This window comes from Sandarakinorhabdus cyanobacteriorum (assembly GCF_002251755.1).
GTDB lineage: Bacteria > Pseudomonadota > Alphaproteobacteria > Sphingomonadales > Sphingomonadaceae > Sandarakinorhabdus > Sandarakinorhabdus cyanobacteriorum.
This window is the reverse complement of sequence record NZ_NOXT01000050.1, coordinates 1-15,180: the sequence shown is the minus strand read 5'-3', so window position 1 is coordinate 15,180 and position 15,180 is coordinate 1. Positions and strand designations below refer to the sequence as shown.

Genomic DNA, 15,180 nt, shown 5'->3' with positions numbered 1-15,180 from the left:
ACGCTACTCCAACCCGCCCACACAAGTCCGGGGTGACGTGGCAAGGGGCGGGGCCCCTTGACCCGTTTGTTTTCGGGTGGGCTGGAGGGCTGGGTTGGGCCTCCGCGCCAAACGTCGACCTCAGCGGTGTTCCTTCCCCTGAGCAGACTCGAGGCTCACACATGACCATCGAATCGGGTGCAGGGGCCTCGCCCCTGCCCGCCGGAGGCCCGCCTTTTCTTTCCAATCAACAAGTCCTCAACCCAGCAATGGCAGCCCCACCGCTGCGCCGAGGCCGACGGCGGCCAAGGGGGCGAGTTTGTTTTTCCAGCGGTAGAGGAGGGCGAGGCCGGTGGCGGTGATGGCGGCGCTGATGGCGAGGTTGGGGCTGGCGGTGGCGGCGGTGCGGGTGAGGTCGATGAGGGTGACGGCGATGAGGCCGACGACTCCGGCGGCGATGCCTTCGAGGGCGTGGATGAGGCGGGGATCGTCGGTGACGCGTTCGAGATGTTCGTAGAAGAGCAGGGAGAAGGCGAAGGCGGGCAGGAACATGCCGGCGGTGATGGCGATGGCGCCGGAGAGGCCGGCGGCGACGAAGCCCACGAAGGTGACGAAGATGACGAGCGGGGCGGGCAGCAGGCCGGAGAGGCCGAGGCCATCGAGGAAGGCGGCATCGCCGAGCCAGCCCTTGCTGACGGTGTCGGCGCGGACGAAGGGGATGGCGGTGTAGGCGCCGCCGAAGGTGAGGAGGCCGCCTTTCAGGCCGGCGAGGAAGAGGGCGAGCGTCGTGGGTGTGCTGGTGGTGGCGGCGGTGGTCGCCGGGCCGAGGCTGGCGGGCAGGGTGAGGGCGAGGGCAGCGGCGGCGGCCACGGCGAGGGCGGCGGGCAGGCGGCGGCCGCCGGCCCAGAGCGCGTGGGCGGCGCCGGCGGTGGGCAGCACGATCCAGAAGCTGACCCCGGCGAGGCTGGCGGCTGCGGCGGCGAGGGCGATGGCCCAGAGCGCGGCGTTGGCGAGGATATGTTCGCCGATGCGGTGGACGGCGCGGATGATGAGCGCGATGACGGCGGCCTGCACGCCCAGGAACAGCGCGCCGAAGGCGGTGCCGGTGATGAGGATGAGGGTATAGGCCCAGGCCAGCGCCAGCATGAGGACGAAACCCGGCGCCATGAAGCCGAGCCCGGCGGCCAGCCCGCCCAGCCGGCCGCCGGCCCGCACGCCAAGGTGCACGCACAGTTCATGCGCTTCCGGGCCGGGCAGCACCTGCATCACCGCGACGAGGCGGTTGAACTGGTCCTTTGAAATCCAGTGTTCCTCTTCCACCAGGGCCTGGCGGATCATGGCGATCTGCGCCACCGGGCCGCCAAAGGCCAGCGCACCGAATTTGAGGAAGCGCCAGAACAGCGCGGGCGGCGACAGGCTGGGGGTGGCGGGGGCGGTCATGCCTGGGCTCCGGTGGTGGCCGGGCGGTGGGATCGCCAGTCGTGCACTTCGTCGGTGGCGTCGCGGCACCAGCGGTAGAGCGCGTCATAGAGGGTGAGGCCGGCTTCGAGCTGCTGCTGATCATCGGCGAACAGGCGCGACAGGCCGAGCGAGGCGGCAAGCAGGCCGGGGCATTCGGGGGCCAGGTGCAGCTGGCCGGTATCGGCACCGCGCACGATGGTGGCGAGGCGGGCGAGCGCCGGCAGGGTGGCGAGGCCAGAGGCTTCGATCATGACATCAAATGTGCATAGGTCGCCGCGATGGGTGAAGCTGACGCCATCGGCTTCGATATCGAAGGGGGCCGCGCCGAGCGTGGCGGCGATGGGCAGCACATCGGAGGTGGCGGCGAACAGGATGTTGGCGTGGGGATCGACGAAGCGGCGGATCAGCCAGGGGCAGGCGATGCGGTCCACCTTGGGGCGGGCGCGGGTGACCCACAGGCTGCGGCCATCGCCATCGCGGGCCGGCAATGCGGATTGCGGCACCAGCGGCAGCCCCGCCGCGGCCCAGGCCGGGTGTCCGCCGGCCAGCACATCGGCCGGGATGCCGGCGGCGCGCAACTGGGCGGCGATGGCGGTGGCAGTGGCATCATCGGGCAGGCCGATCACCACCGCCGGCTGGCCGATGAAGGCTGGTGCCCCGGCGGCAAGATCGGCGGCCGGGCGGCGGACCGCGCCGGGTATCAGGCGGGGATCAGCGGCAAAGGCGGCATCGCTGCGCACATCGATCAGGGCGGGTGCGGTGGGCAGGCCGATCAGGCGCGACAGCCGATCGATGGGCATGGCGTGGAGCTGGGGCACGCGGGCGTCCTCAAGGCTTGAACAAGGGGCTGAAACAGCGGTTGCAAGGTGGGGGACGCGATGCTTTGGCCGGGGCCTGATGGGGTGATCGCCAGCCCCATGCCGGCAGAATTGTCAAAGCCGGCGGGCCTGTCAAGCCGCTGATCTGGCACGGCCGGCGCAGCATGCTATGCTGGCAGGCGATCAGGACAGGAGAGGATTGCCGATGACCGCGCCCATGCTTGCCCCCGGCAATCATCCCGATGCCATCGCTGCCCAGGTGGAGCGGCTTCTGGCGGAAGCCACGCTCGCCGAGAAGGTGGCGATGATGTCGGGCAAGGGGTTTTTCAAGGCCTTTGCCGAAGATGGCCGGGTGTGGGCGGCGCGGCCCTATCGCGCCGGGGGCGGGCTGGAGCGGCTGGGCGTGCCGGCCTTGTGGTTCACCGATGGGCCGCGCGGGGTGGCGCGCGGGCAATCGACCTGTTTTCCCTGCACCATGGCGCGCGGCGCCAGTTTCGATGTCGGGCTGGAACGGCGCATCGGCGAGGTGATGGGGATCGAGGCGCGGGCGCAGGGCTGCAATCTTTCGGGCGCGGTGTGCGTGAACCTGCTGCGCCATCCCGGCTGGGGCCGGGCGCAGGAAACCTATGGCGAGGATCCGGTGCATCAGGCCGAAATGGGCATCGCGCTGGGAACGGGGATCCAGGCCCACAAGGTGATCGCCACGGTGAAGCATTTTGCGCTGAATTCCATTGAAAACAGCCGCTTCTACGTGAATGTTGTGATTGATGAGCGCAGCCTGCACGAGGTGTATCTGCCGCATTTCCGCGAGATACTGGATGCCGGCATCAAGAGCGTGATGAGCGCATACAACAAGGTGAACGGCGAATTTTGCGGGCAGCATCACGAATTGCTGACCGGCATATTGCGCGGCGAATGGGGTTTTGACGGCTTTGTGCACAGCGACTGGGTGAAGGGCGTGCATGCCCCCTATGGCGCTGCGGCCGGGCTGGATGTGGAAAACCCGGAGCCTTTGGTGTGGGGCAGGCATCTGCTGGCGGCAGTGGAGGCCGGGCAGATCGCGCCGGCGGTGATCGACACGGCGTGCCGGCGCATCTTGACGACACTGCTGGCGGTGGAGGCGGCGGAGGCACCGTTGGCGGACTATGGGGAGGATCTGGTCTCCTGCCCGGCGCATGTGGCGCTGGCGCGGGAGGCGGCGGAAAAATCGGCGGTGCTGCTAGAGAATGATGGCGCGTTGCCGTTCGATCGGGCGCGGCTGCGGCGGCTGGCGGTGCTGGGCCGGCTGGCAGGCATCGAGAACACGGGGGATTTCGGATCGTCGCGGGTGCGGGCGCGGCATGTGGTGATGCCGCTGGCTGGCCTGGCCGAGGCGCTGGGCGAAGGGGCGATCCTGACCGGCGATGAAAGCGATCTGCCGGCGGCGGCTGCGGCCGCGGCGGCGGCCGATGCGGTGGTGATCGTGGTGGGCACCACGGCCGATGAAGAGGGGGAATATATCCCCGGCGACATCAACCTGGGCCAGGAGGCGGCGGGCCAGGCGGCGCGGGTGGCGCGGTCGCGCGGCGGGGACCGCACCCACCTGGGCCTGCCGGCGGCGCAGCTGGCGCTGATCCGGGCGGCGGCCGCGGCGGCGGCGGGCAAGCCGGTGGTGGTGGTGATTGTGGCGGGTTCGGCGATCATGGTGGAGGAGTGGCGCGGCGAGGTCAGCGCGATCCTGCAGACATTTTATGCCGGGATGGAAGGCGGCCGGGCGCTGGCGCGGTTGCTGCTGGGCGAAGTCTCTCCATCCGGCCGGTTGCCGTTCACGGTGGCGCGCGATGCCGGCGATTATCCGCCGTTCGATCCGGCGGTGGACGAAGTGGTCTATGATCTGTGGCACGGCTATGCCAAGTTCAGCCGTGAGGGGAAGAAACCGCGCTATCCCTTTGGCCATGGCCTGTCTTATGCGCGGTTCAGCCAGCGGGCGTTGGGCGTGCGCCGGCAGGGGGACCGGTTGCACCTGCAGGTGGCGGTGCGCAACGATGGGGCGATGGCGGCCGGCCACGTCGTGCTGTTCATGGCCGAGGCGCCGGGGGTGCTGGCCCCGCGCTGGCCGCGCAAGCTGATCGGCTTTGCCCGGGTGGAGCTGGCGCCGGGCGAGACGCGGGTGGTGGAAGTGGTGGCGCCGATCAGCCGGCTGATGATCCGCGATGCCGGTCGCTGGCTGCTGGAGCCGGGGGATTATCGCATCCTGGCGGTGCGGAATGCCGATGATCCGGCGCCGCTGGTGGCCGGGCTGCGGCTGTAGGTCGCCATATTTAATGGGAGGATGACCGGGGTTCGGGGCATGATAGGCTCCGCGCCATGGCTCATCCCCGCTACCCCCATGTCTTCTCGCCGCTCGATCTGGGCTTCACCCGGCTGAAGAATCGCATCCTGATGGGATCGATGCACACCGGCCTTGAGGATATCGAGGGCGGGTTTGAGCGCATGGCGGAATATTTCGCTGCCCGGGCGCGCGGCGGGGTGGGGATGATCATCACCGGTGGTATCGGCCCCAATCACGAAGGCACCGGCGGCGGCAAGCTTTCCACCGACGAAGAGGCCGCCCAGCACCGGATCGTGACTGAGGCGGTGCACGCGGCCGATCCGGATGTGAAGATCGTGCTGCAGATCCTCCACGCCGGGCCGCTGGCCGCCACGCCCGCCTGTGTGGCGCCATCGGCGATCCGCAGCCGTATCGGCCGTTATGTGCCCAATGAGCTGGACGAGGACGGCATCGAGAAGCAGCTGGCCGATTTTGCCAATTGCACCGCCAAGGCGCGCGACGCCGGTTATGACGGGGTGGAGATCATCGGTTCGGCTGGCTATCTCTTGTCAACCTTCCTGGTGGAGAAAACCAACGCTCGCACCGACCAGTGGGGCGACAGTTTCGAAAACCGAATGCGCTTTCCGGTGGAGGTGATCCGCCGCTGCCGCGCTGCCGTAGGGCCCGATTTCATCATCGTGTTCCGCATTCCGGCGATGGACATGCTGGAAGGCGGCATGTCGGGCGAGGAGGTGATCCAGCTGGCGCAGGCGGTGGAGGCGGCCGGCGCCACCATCATTTCCACCCATTTCACCTGGCACGAAGCCCAGGTGCCGACCATCGCCACCATGGTGCCGCGCGCCGCCTTTGCCGAGGTGACCGGGCGCATCAGGAAGCATGTCAATGTGCCGATGATCACATCCAACCGCATCAACATGCCGGATGTGGCCGAAGCCGTGCTGGCCGCCGGCCATGCCGATCTGGTGAGCATGGCGCGGCCGATGCTGGCCGATGCCGATCTGGTGGTGAAGGCCTGGGAAGGCCGCGAGGACGAGATCAACACCTGCATCGCCTGCAACCAGGCCTGCCTGGATCACACGTTCAGCGGCAGGCTGACCAGCTGCCTGGTCAATCCCAAGGCCTGCAACGAGACGCTGCTGGTGGCGCGGCCGGCGGAACGGGTGCGCGATCTGGCGGTGGTGGGCGCTGGGCCGGCTGGGCTGGCCTTTGCCGTGGAGGCGGCACAGCGCGGCCACCGGCTGACCATTTATGAGGCCGGGCCGGAGATTGGCGGGCAGTTCAACCTGGCCAAGCGCGTGCCAGGAAAGGAGGAGTTTCACGAAACCCTGCGCTATTTCAGCCGGATGATCGAGAAACTTCAGATCACGTTGAAGCTGAACACCCGCGCCGATGCCGCCATGCTGGCCGCCGCCGGCCATGACGAGGTGGTGGTCGCCACCGGCATCCGCCCGCGCACGCCCGATATGCCGGGCATCGATCACCCCAAAGCCGTGCCCTATATCGATGCCATCCTGGGCCGCCGGCCGGTGGGGCGGCGCGTGGCGATCATGGGGGCGGGCGGCATCGGTTTTGATGTCGCCACGCTGATCACCCATGCCGGCCCGTCGGCGGCGGTGGATATCCCGACCTTCTGCCGGGAATGGGGCGTGGATTTCGCCAATCACCCGCGCGGCGGCGTGACGGGTGTGCCGATCAGAATCGAGAAGGCCGACCGCGAGGTGGTGATCTTGCAGCGCCGTGATGGCGCGCCGGGCAAGACACTGGGCCGCACCACCGGCTGGACCCACCGGTTGAGCCTGGTGCGGCGCGGCGTGAAGATGATCGGCGGCGTCACCTATCTGAAGATTGATGACGAGGGCCTGCACACGCTGGTGAACGATCAGCCGACGCTGTTTGCCGTGGACACGGTGATCATCTGCGCCGGCCAGGAACCGGAGCGCAGCCTGTATGACGCGCTGGTGGCGGCAGGGGTGAAGGCCCGCCTGATCGGCGGCGCAAACGAGGCGGCGGAGCTGGACGCCAAGCGCGCCATTGCCGAGGCGACCGAACTGGCGCTGGCAAGCTGACGCCGTGGGTGAAGTGGATGCCCCGCGAGGATTCGAACCTCGATTAACGGAGTCAGAGTCCGGAGTCTTACCTTTAGACGACGGGGCATCAAGCGGTGAGGCGGCCGTTTAGCGGTGCCGGTCGTGCCGGTCAACAGGCTTTGAGATGCGGTGAGATTTGCGTTTGCGCCGCAACATGGGTAGCCTGTGTTCAGGTTCTGCTGCGGCGTCCCGGCAATCGGGGCCACCAAGGCAGGTTTGAATGTGATGGACTTGCCGATGCCGGCCCGAACCGAGACTGCCCGTGGGCCCCAGCGCCCGCCGGATCCTGCCAGCCAGCGCGTGCCTGCTGGCCCCAGCCCACACGGACATTTCCAGCGCGGGGCGGCCCAGCACCGCCGCGGCCGCACCTATGGCGCGCTTGATCTGGGCACCAACAATTGCCGCCTGTTGATCGCCCGACCGTCGGCCGATGGTTTCACCGTGGTCGATGCCTATAGCCGGGTGGTGCGGCTGGGCGAGGGGCTGCTGGAGGCCGGGCGGCTTTCCGATGCCGCGATGGACCGCACAGTGGCGGCGCTCGCTGCCTGTGCCGACAAGTTGGCCCGGCGCGATGTGCGCCTTACCCGCAATGTCGCGACCGAAGCCTGCCGGCGGGCCAGCAACGGCCGCGCCTTTGTGGAGCGGGTGTACAAGGAAACCGGCATCGCGCTCGACATCATCAGCCCGGCCGAAGAGGCGCGGCTGGCGGTGCTGGGCTGCCATGTCCTGATCGACACGGCGGGCCCGCCGGCGCTGGTGTTCGATATTGGCGGCGGATCGACCGAGCTGATGCTGGTGGAACCGGCGGCGGTGGACGGCACCCCGGCGATACTGGACTGGATTTCCATGCCCTGGGGGGTGGTGAGCCTGGCCGAGACCGAGCCGCAATGGCCGAGCGCGGAAGGCCGGCTGGCCGCCTATGAACGGATGCTGGCCGAGGTGCAGCCCTGGCTGGCGCGCTTTGCCGGCCGGCTGGCGGCGCGCGGCGTTGCCGATGTGCAGCTGCTGGGCACATCGGGCACCATCACCACGCTGGCCAGCGTGCAGCTGGGCCTGCCCGGTTATGACCGGCGCCGCGTGGATGGCTGTGCGGTGGTGACCGGCGATCTGGCCGATCTGTGCCGCTCCATCGGCTTGCGCAGTGTGGCAGAACGGGCGCGCATCGCCTGCGTGGGGCCCGACCGGGCCGAGCTGATCGTCGCCGGCTGTGCGATATTGGAAGCGATCCTGACGCAATGGCCGGGCGGGCAGGTGCGGGTGGCCGATCGCGGCATCCGCGAGGGCATCTTGCGCACCCTGATGGGCCGCGACGGCACCTGGATGGCCGGCGCATGAGCATGCCACCATCAGGGAACGGCGGCCGCTCGCGCGGCGGCAAGGTGCGGGTGAAGACCGCCAAGCGGCGCAGCGCGCAATCGACGCGCTGGCTGGAACGGCAATTGAACGATCCCTATGTCGCGGCGGCAAAGGCCCATGGCTATCGCAGCCGGGCCGCGTTCAAGCTGAAGGAGCTGGACGAACAGTTCGGCCTGCTGAACGGCGTGGAGCGCGTGGTCGATCTGGGCGCGGCGCCCGGCGGCTGGTGCCAGGTGGTGAAGCAGAAAAAGCCCAAGGCGCGCGTTGTCGGGATGGATCTCTTGGCGATCGAGCCGATGGCCGGGGTGGATTTCTTCCAGAAGGACATCACCGATGAGGACAGCGAGGCGCTGATCCTCGCCACGCTGGGCGGGCCGGCCGATCTGGTGATGAGCGACATGGCCGCCAACACCGTGGGCCACAAGCAGACCGACCATTTGCGCACCATGGGCCTGATTGAAGTGGCGCTGGACATGGCGACCCGGCTGCTGCGGCCCGGTGGCAATTTCCTGGCCAAGGTGCTGGCCGGTGGCGGCGACGGGCAGTTGACCGCGGCGCTGCGCCGGGAGTTCACGAGCGTGAAGCATGTGAAGCCGCCGGCCAGCCGCAAGGGTTCGAGCGAATGGTATGTGGTTGCCACCGGCTTCAAGGGCGGTGCCGCGGGCGGCTCCACACAAGACTGACAGACCGTCTGACAGCCTGTCGCACTTGGCTGTTGCCAGCCGGGAATTTGGCTGGCAATCAGGCTGCCAATCAACAGCTTGGGATGGACAGGCCGGCGGAGAGCAGACGCCTTGGCACTGTGACCGGGTGTGACGGGCAACAGGGACGACGGGGCACAGATGACGGCGCGGCAACCGGCGGAATGGGCAAGGCATCTCGCCACCTGGACGGCGTTTCCGTCGCACGGCGAGCTGTGGCAGGAGGATCTGGAACCGGCCCAGGCCGAAGTGGCCGCCATGGTGCGTGCCATTGCCGCCGGCGAGCGCGTGGAACTGCTGGTCGCCAATGACGATGCGGCGGCGGCGGCGCGGGCGCTGCTGGGTGACGCGAATGTGCGCCTCCATCATTATGGTTTCGGCGATATCTGGCTGCGCGACACCGGGCCGTTGTTCATGGCCAGCCCGCATGGGCAGGCGGCGGCGGGGTTCCGCTTCAACGGCTGGGGCGGCAAATATGATCTGCCGGGCGATGATGGCGTTGCCGCCTTCATCGCCGGCCAGTGCAAGCTGCCGCTGGCCCGCCATGGCTGGGTGCTGGAAGGCGGCGCCATCGATGTGGACGGCACCGGCCTGGTGGTGACCACCGAACAATGCCTGCTCAATCCCAACCGCAACCCGCGCATGGACCGGCACGAGGTGGAAAGCCATCTGCGCCGCGACCTGGGGCTGGACCGGGTTCTGTGGCTGGGCGATGGCCTGATGAACGACCACACTGATGGCCATGTCGACAATCTGGCGCGATTTGTGGCGCCGGGCCGGCTGGCGCTGCCGGTGGCGGCGGGGCCGGATGATCCCAACAAGGACGTGTTTGAAGACGCCTGGGACCGCGCCCGCGATTTCGGGCTGGAGGTGGTGCCGGTGCCATCGCCCGGCAAAGTGGAGGTGGATGGCCGCATCGTGCCGGCCAGCCACATGAATTTCTATATCGCCAATGCGGTGGTGGTGGTGCCGCTCTATGGCAGCGGCAGCGATGACGATGCGGTGAAGGCGATTGCCGAATTCTTCCCGGATCGCCAGGTGGTGGGCCATCGCGCCGATCATATCCTGACCGGCGGCGGCAGTTTCCACTGCATCACCCAGCAGCAGCCGAAATAATCCCCTCTCCCATTTGGGGAGAGGGAGGGGCCCGCCGCGCAGCGGTGGGAGGGTGAGGGAGCGTCTTTCCCGCGCCACCGAACTGCGCTAACGGCGCGGGCATGACCCGCACCATCACAGTCGCCGGCCTGCAACTGGCCTTTTCCGGCAATCGCGATGCCGATATCGCCATGACCGCCGCCGCCGCCCGCAAGGCCGCCGAGGGCGTGGACGTGGTGCTGCCGCCCGAATTGTTCGAAGGCCATTATTTCTGCCGGCACGAGGATGAGGGGCTATTCGCCAATGCCCTGCCGCTGGACAAGCATCCCGCGGTGGCCGCGATGCGCGAGGTGGCGCTGGAGACGAAAACCCACATCCCCTGTTCCTTCTTCGAGAAGGACGGGCATCATCATTACAACAGCCTCGCCATGATCGATGATGGCGGCAACATCATGGGCGTCTACCGCAAGAGCCATATCCCTGATGGGCCGGGTTATGAGGAGAAATTCTATTTCCGGCCCGGCAACACCGGCTTCAAGGTGTGGCCCACGAAAAAGGGCGTGATCGGTGTCGGCATCTGCTGGGACCAATGGTATCCCGAAACCGCGCGCGCCATGATGCTGATGGGCGCCGAGGTGCTGCTCTATCCCACCGCCATCGGCACGGAGCCGCATGATCCCGATCTCGACACGCGGCGGCTGTGGCGGCGGGCGATGGTGGGCCATGCCGTGTCGAACGTCGTCCCCGTGCTGGCCTGCAACCGCATCGGCACGGAAGAGGCCGGCACGCCGCACGCCCAGACATTTTACGGCACCAGCTTTGCCTGTGACCAGCGCGGCGACATCGTGGCAGATCTGGATGATGCAACGCCGGGCGTGGTGCAGGCGACGTTCGATCTCGATCTCGCCGCCCGCCACCGCGCCGCGTTCGGTTTCTTCCGCGATCGCCGGCCCGATCTTTATGGGCGGCTGGCGCAGGATATCTGAAGGGTCAGGGCCGCAACGCCAGCAACTGGGCCAGCGCCGCCTTGAACATCTCGGGCGTCAGCACGCCGGTGTTCAGATTGAGCCGGCTGCAATGATAGCTGTCCACCAGCAACACGCCCGAAGGCAGCTTGTGCACGGCGCCGTGGGCGAAGCGATATTTGGGCAGCTTGCCGCCAATTGCCTTGATGGCGGCCTGGTGGGCGGTTTCGCCCAGGGCGACGACGACCTTGAGGCTGGGAAGGGCCGCCAGCTGTTCGGCCAGATACGGCCGGCAGGCGTGTTTTTCGGCGGTTTCGGGCAGGTTGCCGGGCGGGGCGCAGGCGACCGCGTTGGTGGTGAACAGGCCGGGCACATCCCACCCCTCGGGCGTTTCGGTGGCGAGGCCCAGTTCGGCCAGCGTGCCGAACAGCATGCGGCCAGCCTCGTCGCCATGGAAGGGCTTGCCGGTGCGGTTGGCGCCCTTCAGGCCGGGGGCGAGGCCGACAATGGCCATCCACGCATCGGCACTGCCCAGCGGCGGCACCGGGGCGTTCCACCAGCCGGGGTGGCGGGCAGTCTGTTCGGCGCGATAGGCAACCAGGCGGGGGCACAGGGCGCAATCCCTGGGCGGGGTGCCGGGATGGAGCGGCGTTTGGAGAAGAGGCTCGTCAGTCATCGCCACTGCCTGTAGGGGCTGGCGGGAATATGGCAATCATCCTTGTCGCGCTGGGTTCAAACCGCTGCCACGGCCGCCATGGCCGGCCAGCCGGCGTGCTGCGCGCCGCGCTGGCGGAATTGTCGGCGCTGGGCCGGGTGGTGGCGGTGTCTCCGATCATCGATACGGCGCCGATCGGGCCGGGCAGCCGCCGCTATGCCAATGCGGTGGCGGCGCTGGATTGGGCGGGTGGCCTGCCCGAGTTGCTGACCGCGCTGAAGGCGATGGAGCGCGGCTTTGGCCGGCGGCCGGGCCAGCGCTGGGGGGACCGGGTGCTGGATCTAGACATTTTGGCGGCCGGGCCGGCGGTGGTGCGCGGCCGGCGGTTGCAGGTGCCGCATCCCGGGCTGGCTGTTCGGCGCTTTGTGCTGGATCCGCTGGTGGCGGTGGCGCCCCGATGGCGGCACCCGCTGCACAATCTTTCGGCAAGGCAGTTGCGCGCTCGGGCGATGCGCCCTAAAGGGCTGCCCCGCGCCTGATGTGCGCGCACCCGCTGGGGGTCCTTAGCTCAATCGGTTAGAGCGCCCGCCTTTTAAGCGGTAGGTTCCGGGTTCAAGTCCCGGAGGACCCACCACTCCCTGCCGGCTGGTTTTTTCCCGGCTTGGCCCACTGGGTGAAGGGCCACAGCCACAGCGCCAGAAAATCACGATCCGGCACGCCTGACTTGGCGGCGCCGAAGTCGCCCTGCAGCCGGCCGGTGCCGGCCCAGGTGCCGAACATGATGTCCCAAACGGGGAAGATGTTGGCGAGGTTGCGGTGGTGCACCGACGGGTGATCGACATGGTGCAGCCGGTGAAAGCGCGGCGAGGCGATCAGCCAGCGCAGCGGGCCATGATCCCAATCGAGATCGAAGTGCACATAGCAATTGTGCATCAGGCTGATGGCGAGGCCGGCGCCCTTCACCTCGGCCGGAATGCCGGCCCAGCCCATGGTGAAGATGACCGCCAGCCGCACCAGAAAGGGTTCGAAGAGGTGAACGCGCAGGGTGGTGAAGCCGTTCACCGCCGTGTCGCTGTGGTGGATGGCGTGGATTGGCCACAATGGCCCGGTGTGCAGCGCCCGGTGCACCCAATATTCTGTGAAATCATAGAGGATGCTGAACAGCAGCAGCTGGCCCCAGAAGGGCAGGGCGGTGATGGCGCCAGCGGGCAGCTGCGGCCAGCCTGCGGCAAACAGCAGATTGCCCAGCACCAGCGCGACAAACAGGGCCGCTGGCGCGAGCGCGGTGTTGCCGAGCCAGAAGCCGATGCTGACCCCGGCATTGGCGAGGGCATGGCGGGACAGGGCACCGGCGCGGCCCATGGCGGCGGCGAGCAGCATGCCAAAGGCGCTGAATGCCACCGCGCCGATGATCCAGCCCGTCAGCGCGTTGCGGTAGAAGGTGAGCACAGGCTCCATCAGGGCCAAGACATAGGGCGCTGGCGCCGCCGGTGGCAAGCCGGTAGGCTGAAACCCTCTGGGGGGAGTGTCGCGATGCCGCTGGCCGATTATGAGAAGACCGATTTCACCGCCGGGCCGTGGACGCGGCCGGTCTATCGCCGCGGCAGTGGCCCGGCCGTGGTGGTGATCCATGAAATTCCCGGCCTGCACCCATTGGTGATCGATTTTGCCGACCGGCTGGTGGCGGCCGGCATGACCGTGTTCTGCCCCAGCCTGTTCGGCACGCCGGGCAAGCCGGCGACCAAGCCCTATGCCCTGGCGCAGATGGCGATCAACATCTGCATCAGGCGCGAATTTTCGGTGTGGGCCGATGGCCGTTCCAGCCCGATTGTCGAATGGCTGCGGTCGCTGGCGGCCCATGCCCATGCCGAATGTGGCGGGCCGGGGGTGGGCGCCATCGGCATGTGCTTCACCGGCGGCTTTGCGCTGGCGATGATGACGGAGCCCAGCGTGATCGCCCCGGTGCTGAGCCAGCCGAGCATGCCGATCAAGGGCCTGAAGGCCGGCAGCATCGATGCCAGCCCAGCCGAGATTGCCTGCGCGCGCGCCCGGCTGGAGAAGGAGGATCTGACCGTGATGGGCCTGCGCTATCGCGGGGATCCGTTCGTGCCGGATGAACGCTTTGCCCGTTATGCCCGCGAGCTGGGCGACCGGTTCATCGATGTGACGCTGGAGCCCGAACATGCCAGGCCCGACACCGGGATGACCCCGCATTCGGTGTTGACCATCCACCTGCCCGACAGCGGACCGGGCAAGGAGGCCGAAGCCCGGGTGATCGGATTTTTCCGGCAGCGGCTGGGGCTTGACCCAGCGCTTGCAGCCCCTTGATTGCCGGCGCATCTGCCGCCAAACGAGGGAAAAGGGAGTATAGGCAAGGTGATGCAGGTGCGCAAACTGTTGGCGGCGGTGGCCGTGGCGATGCTGACTCCGGCCGGCGCGGGGTGGGCGCAATCACCGCCGCCGCAGGTTTTGCCGGGGGGCACGCGCTATGTGGATACCAGGCTTGGCACCGGGGCACTGGCCGAGCCGGGCCGGGCGGTGGCGGTGCATTATACCGGCTGGCTGTATGTGGACGGCATGAAGGGCCGCAAGTTTGACAGTTCGCGCGACAGTGGCCAGCCCTTCACCTTCCTGCTGGGCTATGGCCAGGTGATCCCCGGCTGGGATGAAGGCGTGGCCGGCATGAAGGTGGGCGGCACCCGCACGCTGATCGTGCCGCCGCAGGCCGGTTATGGCGAGCAGGGGGCTGGCGAGACGATCCCGCCCGGCGCCACCCTGTTGTTCGAGGTTGAGTTGTTGGGGGTGGCTCAGCCATGAGCGCGGTGGCGCGTGGCCGCCGGCTTGTGGCAGACCGGCTGCGTCGCCTGGGCCTTGCCGGTGTGGGCCGTCTTGCCGGCAATCCGGCGGTGGCAGAACGGCTGCACGCTCTGCTGGCTGCAGCTGATGGCGATTGGCGACAACCCGATCCGGCTCGTGCCAGCCTGTTTGCCGTGACGGGGCCGGGCGGCATCAACTGGGTGGTGCTGGCCGATGGCGGCAAGCGCTGCGCCATCCGTCTGCGCCTTGATGCCGGGGCCAGCGGCAATATCATCTATGTTGGCCATGGCAGCGATCAGCCACGGGCCGTTCATTGCGAAGGGTCGGGCAACACGTTGCTGATTGGCGATGCTGCGCGCTGGTGCGTGCTGGATGTGCGCTTCGTGTCGTCTGCGGCGGTGGTTGCCGTTGGCCGGGGCAGCATTTTCAACGGCACCAGTATCATTGCCGAAGGTGATGGTTGCGGCGTTACCATCGGCGAAGGCGGCTTGTTTGCGCCTGGCACCACTATCCGCAATTCCGATCTGCATGGGCTTTATGCGCTTGATGATGATCGCTGGCTCAATCCGCCGGCTCCGGTGGTGATCGAACCTTATGTCTGGTTCGGCCAGGACGCGCTGGTGCTCAAGGGTGCGCATGTTGGCGGCGGTTCGGTGGTGGCGGCGCGCAGCGTGGTCATGGGCCCCACGCCACGATTTGCCGTGGTGGCGGGCACGCCGGCCCGGCCGCTGCGCACCGGTGTGTGCTGGGCGCTGGAGCGCACGCCGAACCGCACGGCCTTGCCGCGCATCAGGCAGTTGCTTGGCGAACCGGCCAGCGCGGATTGAAGATATTGGCTTTTGGTCGCATTCCGGGGTGTATCGCCTTGTCAATCCCTGATGCCCGGGTTAGGCTGCCTTATTCATGAGCCTTCCTGTCAGGGCGTTGCCGATCCG

At 68.0% G+C, this 15,180-nt stretch carries 14 protein-coding genes and 2 tRNA genes; 11 read left to right on the top strand and 5 right to left on the bottom strand.

The genetic code is table 11. From position 1 onward, the window contains the following. Positions 1 to 237: 237 nt before the first annotated feature. A complete protein-coding gene (gene chrA / locus CHU93_RS01325; RefSeq protein ID WP_094472412.1) occupies positions 238 to 1,419 on the bottom strand; it encodes a chromate efflux transporter in 1,182 nt (393 codons plus the stop codon). Beyond that, positions 1,416 to 2,240 carry a chromate resistance protein ChrB domain-containing protein gene (locus CHU93_RS01320; RefSeq protein WP_341476553.1) on the bottom strand — a complete coding sequence of 275 codons (825 nt, stop codon included), beginning with the start codon at positions 2,238 to 2,240 and terminating at the stop codon, positions 1,416 to 1,418. The genes chrA and CHU93_RS01320 overlap by 4 nt, the downstream gene beginning before the upstream one ends. Before the next feature lie 223 nt (positions 2,241 to 2,463). Here CHU93_RS01320 and CHU93_RS18090 point away from each other — a divergent pair, with 223 nt between their 5' ends. Both CHU93_RS18090 and CHU93_RS01310 read left to right on the top strand, forming a co-directional pair. Next, positions 2,464 to 4,548: a beta-glucosidase family protein gene (locus tag CHU93_RS18090; protein WP_207759177.1), complete on the top strand. Its 2,085-nt coding sequence runs from the start codon at positions 2,464 to 2,466 to the stop codon at positions 4,546 to 4,548. A gap of 56 nt (positions 4,549 to 4,604) precedes the next feature. Then, positions 4,605 to 6,635 carry an oxidoreductase gene (locus CHU93_RS01310; protein ID WP_094472410.1) on the top strand — a complete coding sequence of 677 codons (2,031 nt, stop codon included), beginning with the start codon at positions 4,605 to 4,607 and terminating at the stop codon, positions 6,633 to 6,635. Positions 6,636 to 6,649: 14 nt separating this feature from the next. Here CHU93_RS01310 and CHU93_RS01305 read toward each other — a convergent pair. Continuing rightward, positions 6,650 to 6,723 (bottom strand) — tRNA-Gln (locus tag CHU93_RS01305). A gap of 170 nt (positions 6,724 to 6,893) precedes the next feature. Here CHU93_RS01305 and CHU93_RS01300 point away from each other — a divergent pair. The 4 genes from CHU93_RS01300 to CHU93_RS01285 all read left to right on the top strand — a co-directional run bounded on the left by CHU93_RS01300 (position 6,894) and on the right by CHU93_RS01285 (position 10,794). After that, a complete protein-coding gene (locus CHU93_RS01300; protein ID WP_094472416.1) occupies positions 6,894 to 7,991 on the top strand; it encodes a Ppx/GppA phosphatase family protein in 1,098 nt (365 codons plus the stop codon). Then, positions 7,988 to 8,695, top strand: coding sequence for an RlmE family RNA methyltransferase (locus CHU93_RS01295; RefSeq protein WP_243375062.1), 708 nt, complete (start codon positions 7,988 to 7,990; stop codon positions 8,693 to 8,695). The genes CHU93_RS01300 and CHU93_RS01295 overlap by 4 nt, the downstream gene beginning before the upstream one ends. Before the next feature lie 159 nt (positions 8,696 to 8,854). Beyond that, positions 8,855 to 9,829, top strand: coding sequence for an agmatine deiminase family protein (locus tag CHU93_RS01290; protein WP_094472415.1), 975 nt, complete (start codon positions 8,855 to 8,857; stop codon positions 9,827 to 9,829). A gap of 101 nt (positions 9,830 to 9,930) precedes the next feature. Beyond that, positions 9,931 to 10,794, top strand: a complete 864-nt coding sequence (locus CHU93_RS01285) for a nitrilase-related carbon-nitrogen hydrolase (protein ID WP_094472408.1) — start codon at positions 9,931 to 9,933, stop codon at positions 10,792 to 10,794. Between the two features lie 4 nt (positions 10,795 to 10,798). Here the strand turns inward: CHU93_RS01285 and CHU93_RS01280 are convergent, their stop codons facing one another. Continuing rightward, positions 10,799 to 11,449 carry a uracil-DNA glycosylase gene (locus CHU93_RS01280; protein ID WP_094472407.1) on the bottom strand — a complete coding sequence of 217 codons (651 nt, stop codon included), beginning with the start codon at positions 11,447 to 11,449 and terminating at the stop codon, positions 10,799 to 10,801. A 29-nt stretch (positions 11,450 to 11,478) separates the two neighbouring features. Between CHU93_RS01280 and folK the strand changes: the two genes are divergently transcribed. Next, entirely contained in the window at positions 11,479 to 11,967 is a 489-nt protein-coding gene (gene folK, locus CHU93_RS01275) for a 2-amino-4-hydroxy-6-hydroxymethyldihydropteridine diphosphokinase (protein ID WP_094472406.1), read from the top strand. Positions 11,968 to 11,985: 18 nt separating this feature from the next. Then, positions 11,986 to 12,062, top strand: a tRNA-Lys gene (locus CHU93_RS01270). Here CHU93_RS01270 and CHU93_RS01265 read toward each other — a convergent pair. Beyond that, the gene (locus CHU93_RS01265; protein ID WP_243375065.1) at positions 12,041 to 12,886 is read right to left on the bottom strand and encodes a sterol desaturase family protein; all 846 of its coding nucleotides are present in this window, start codon (positions 12,884 to 12,886) and stop codon (positions 12,041 to 12,043) included. The genes CHU93_RS01270 and CHU93_RS01265 overlap by 22 nt on opposite strands. A gap of 75 nt (positions 12,887 to 12,961) precedes the next feature. On the opposite strand from CHU93_RS01265, the gene CHU93_RS01260 reads away from it, so the two are divergent. Genes CHU93_RS01260 through CHU93_RS01250 form a run of 3 tightly spaced genes read left to right on the top strand, consistent with a single transcriptional unit; the run spans position 12,962 to position 15,072 of the window. Then, complete coding sequence (locus CHU93_RS01260; RefSeq protein ID WP_094472413.1) at positions 12,962 to 13,756, top strand: dienelactone hydrolase family protein; 795 nt, start codon at positions 12,962 to 12,964, stop codon at positions 13,754 to 13,756. A 51-nt stretch (positions 13,757 to 13,807) separates the two neighbouring features. Further along, the gene (locus CHU93_RS01255) at positions 13,808 to 14,245 is read left to right on the top strand and encodes an FKBP-type peptidyl-prolyl cis-trans isomerase (protein WP_094472405.1); all 438 of its coding nucleotides are present in this window, start codon (positions 13,808 to 13,810) and stop codon (positions 14,243 to 14,245) included. After that, entirely contained in the window at positions 14,242 to 15,072 is an 831-nt protein-coding gene (locus CHU93_RS01250) for an acyltransferase (protein ID WP_094472404.1), read from the top strand. The genes CHU93_RS01255 and CHU93_RS01250 overlap by 4 nt, the downstream gene beginning before the upstream one ends. The last annotated feature ends 108 nt before the right edge of the window (positions 15,073 to 15,180 follow it).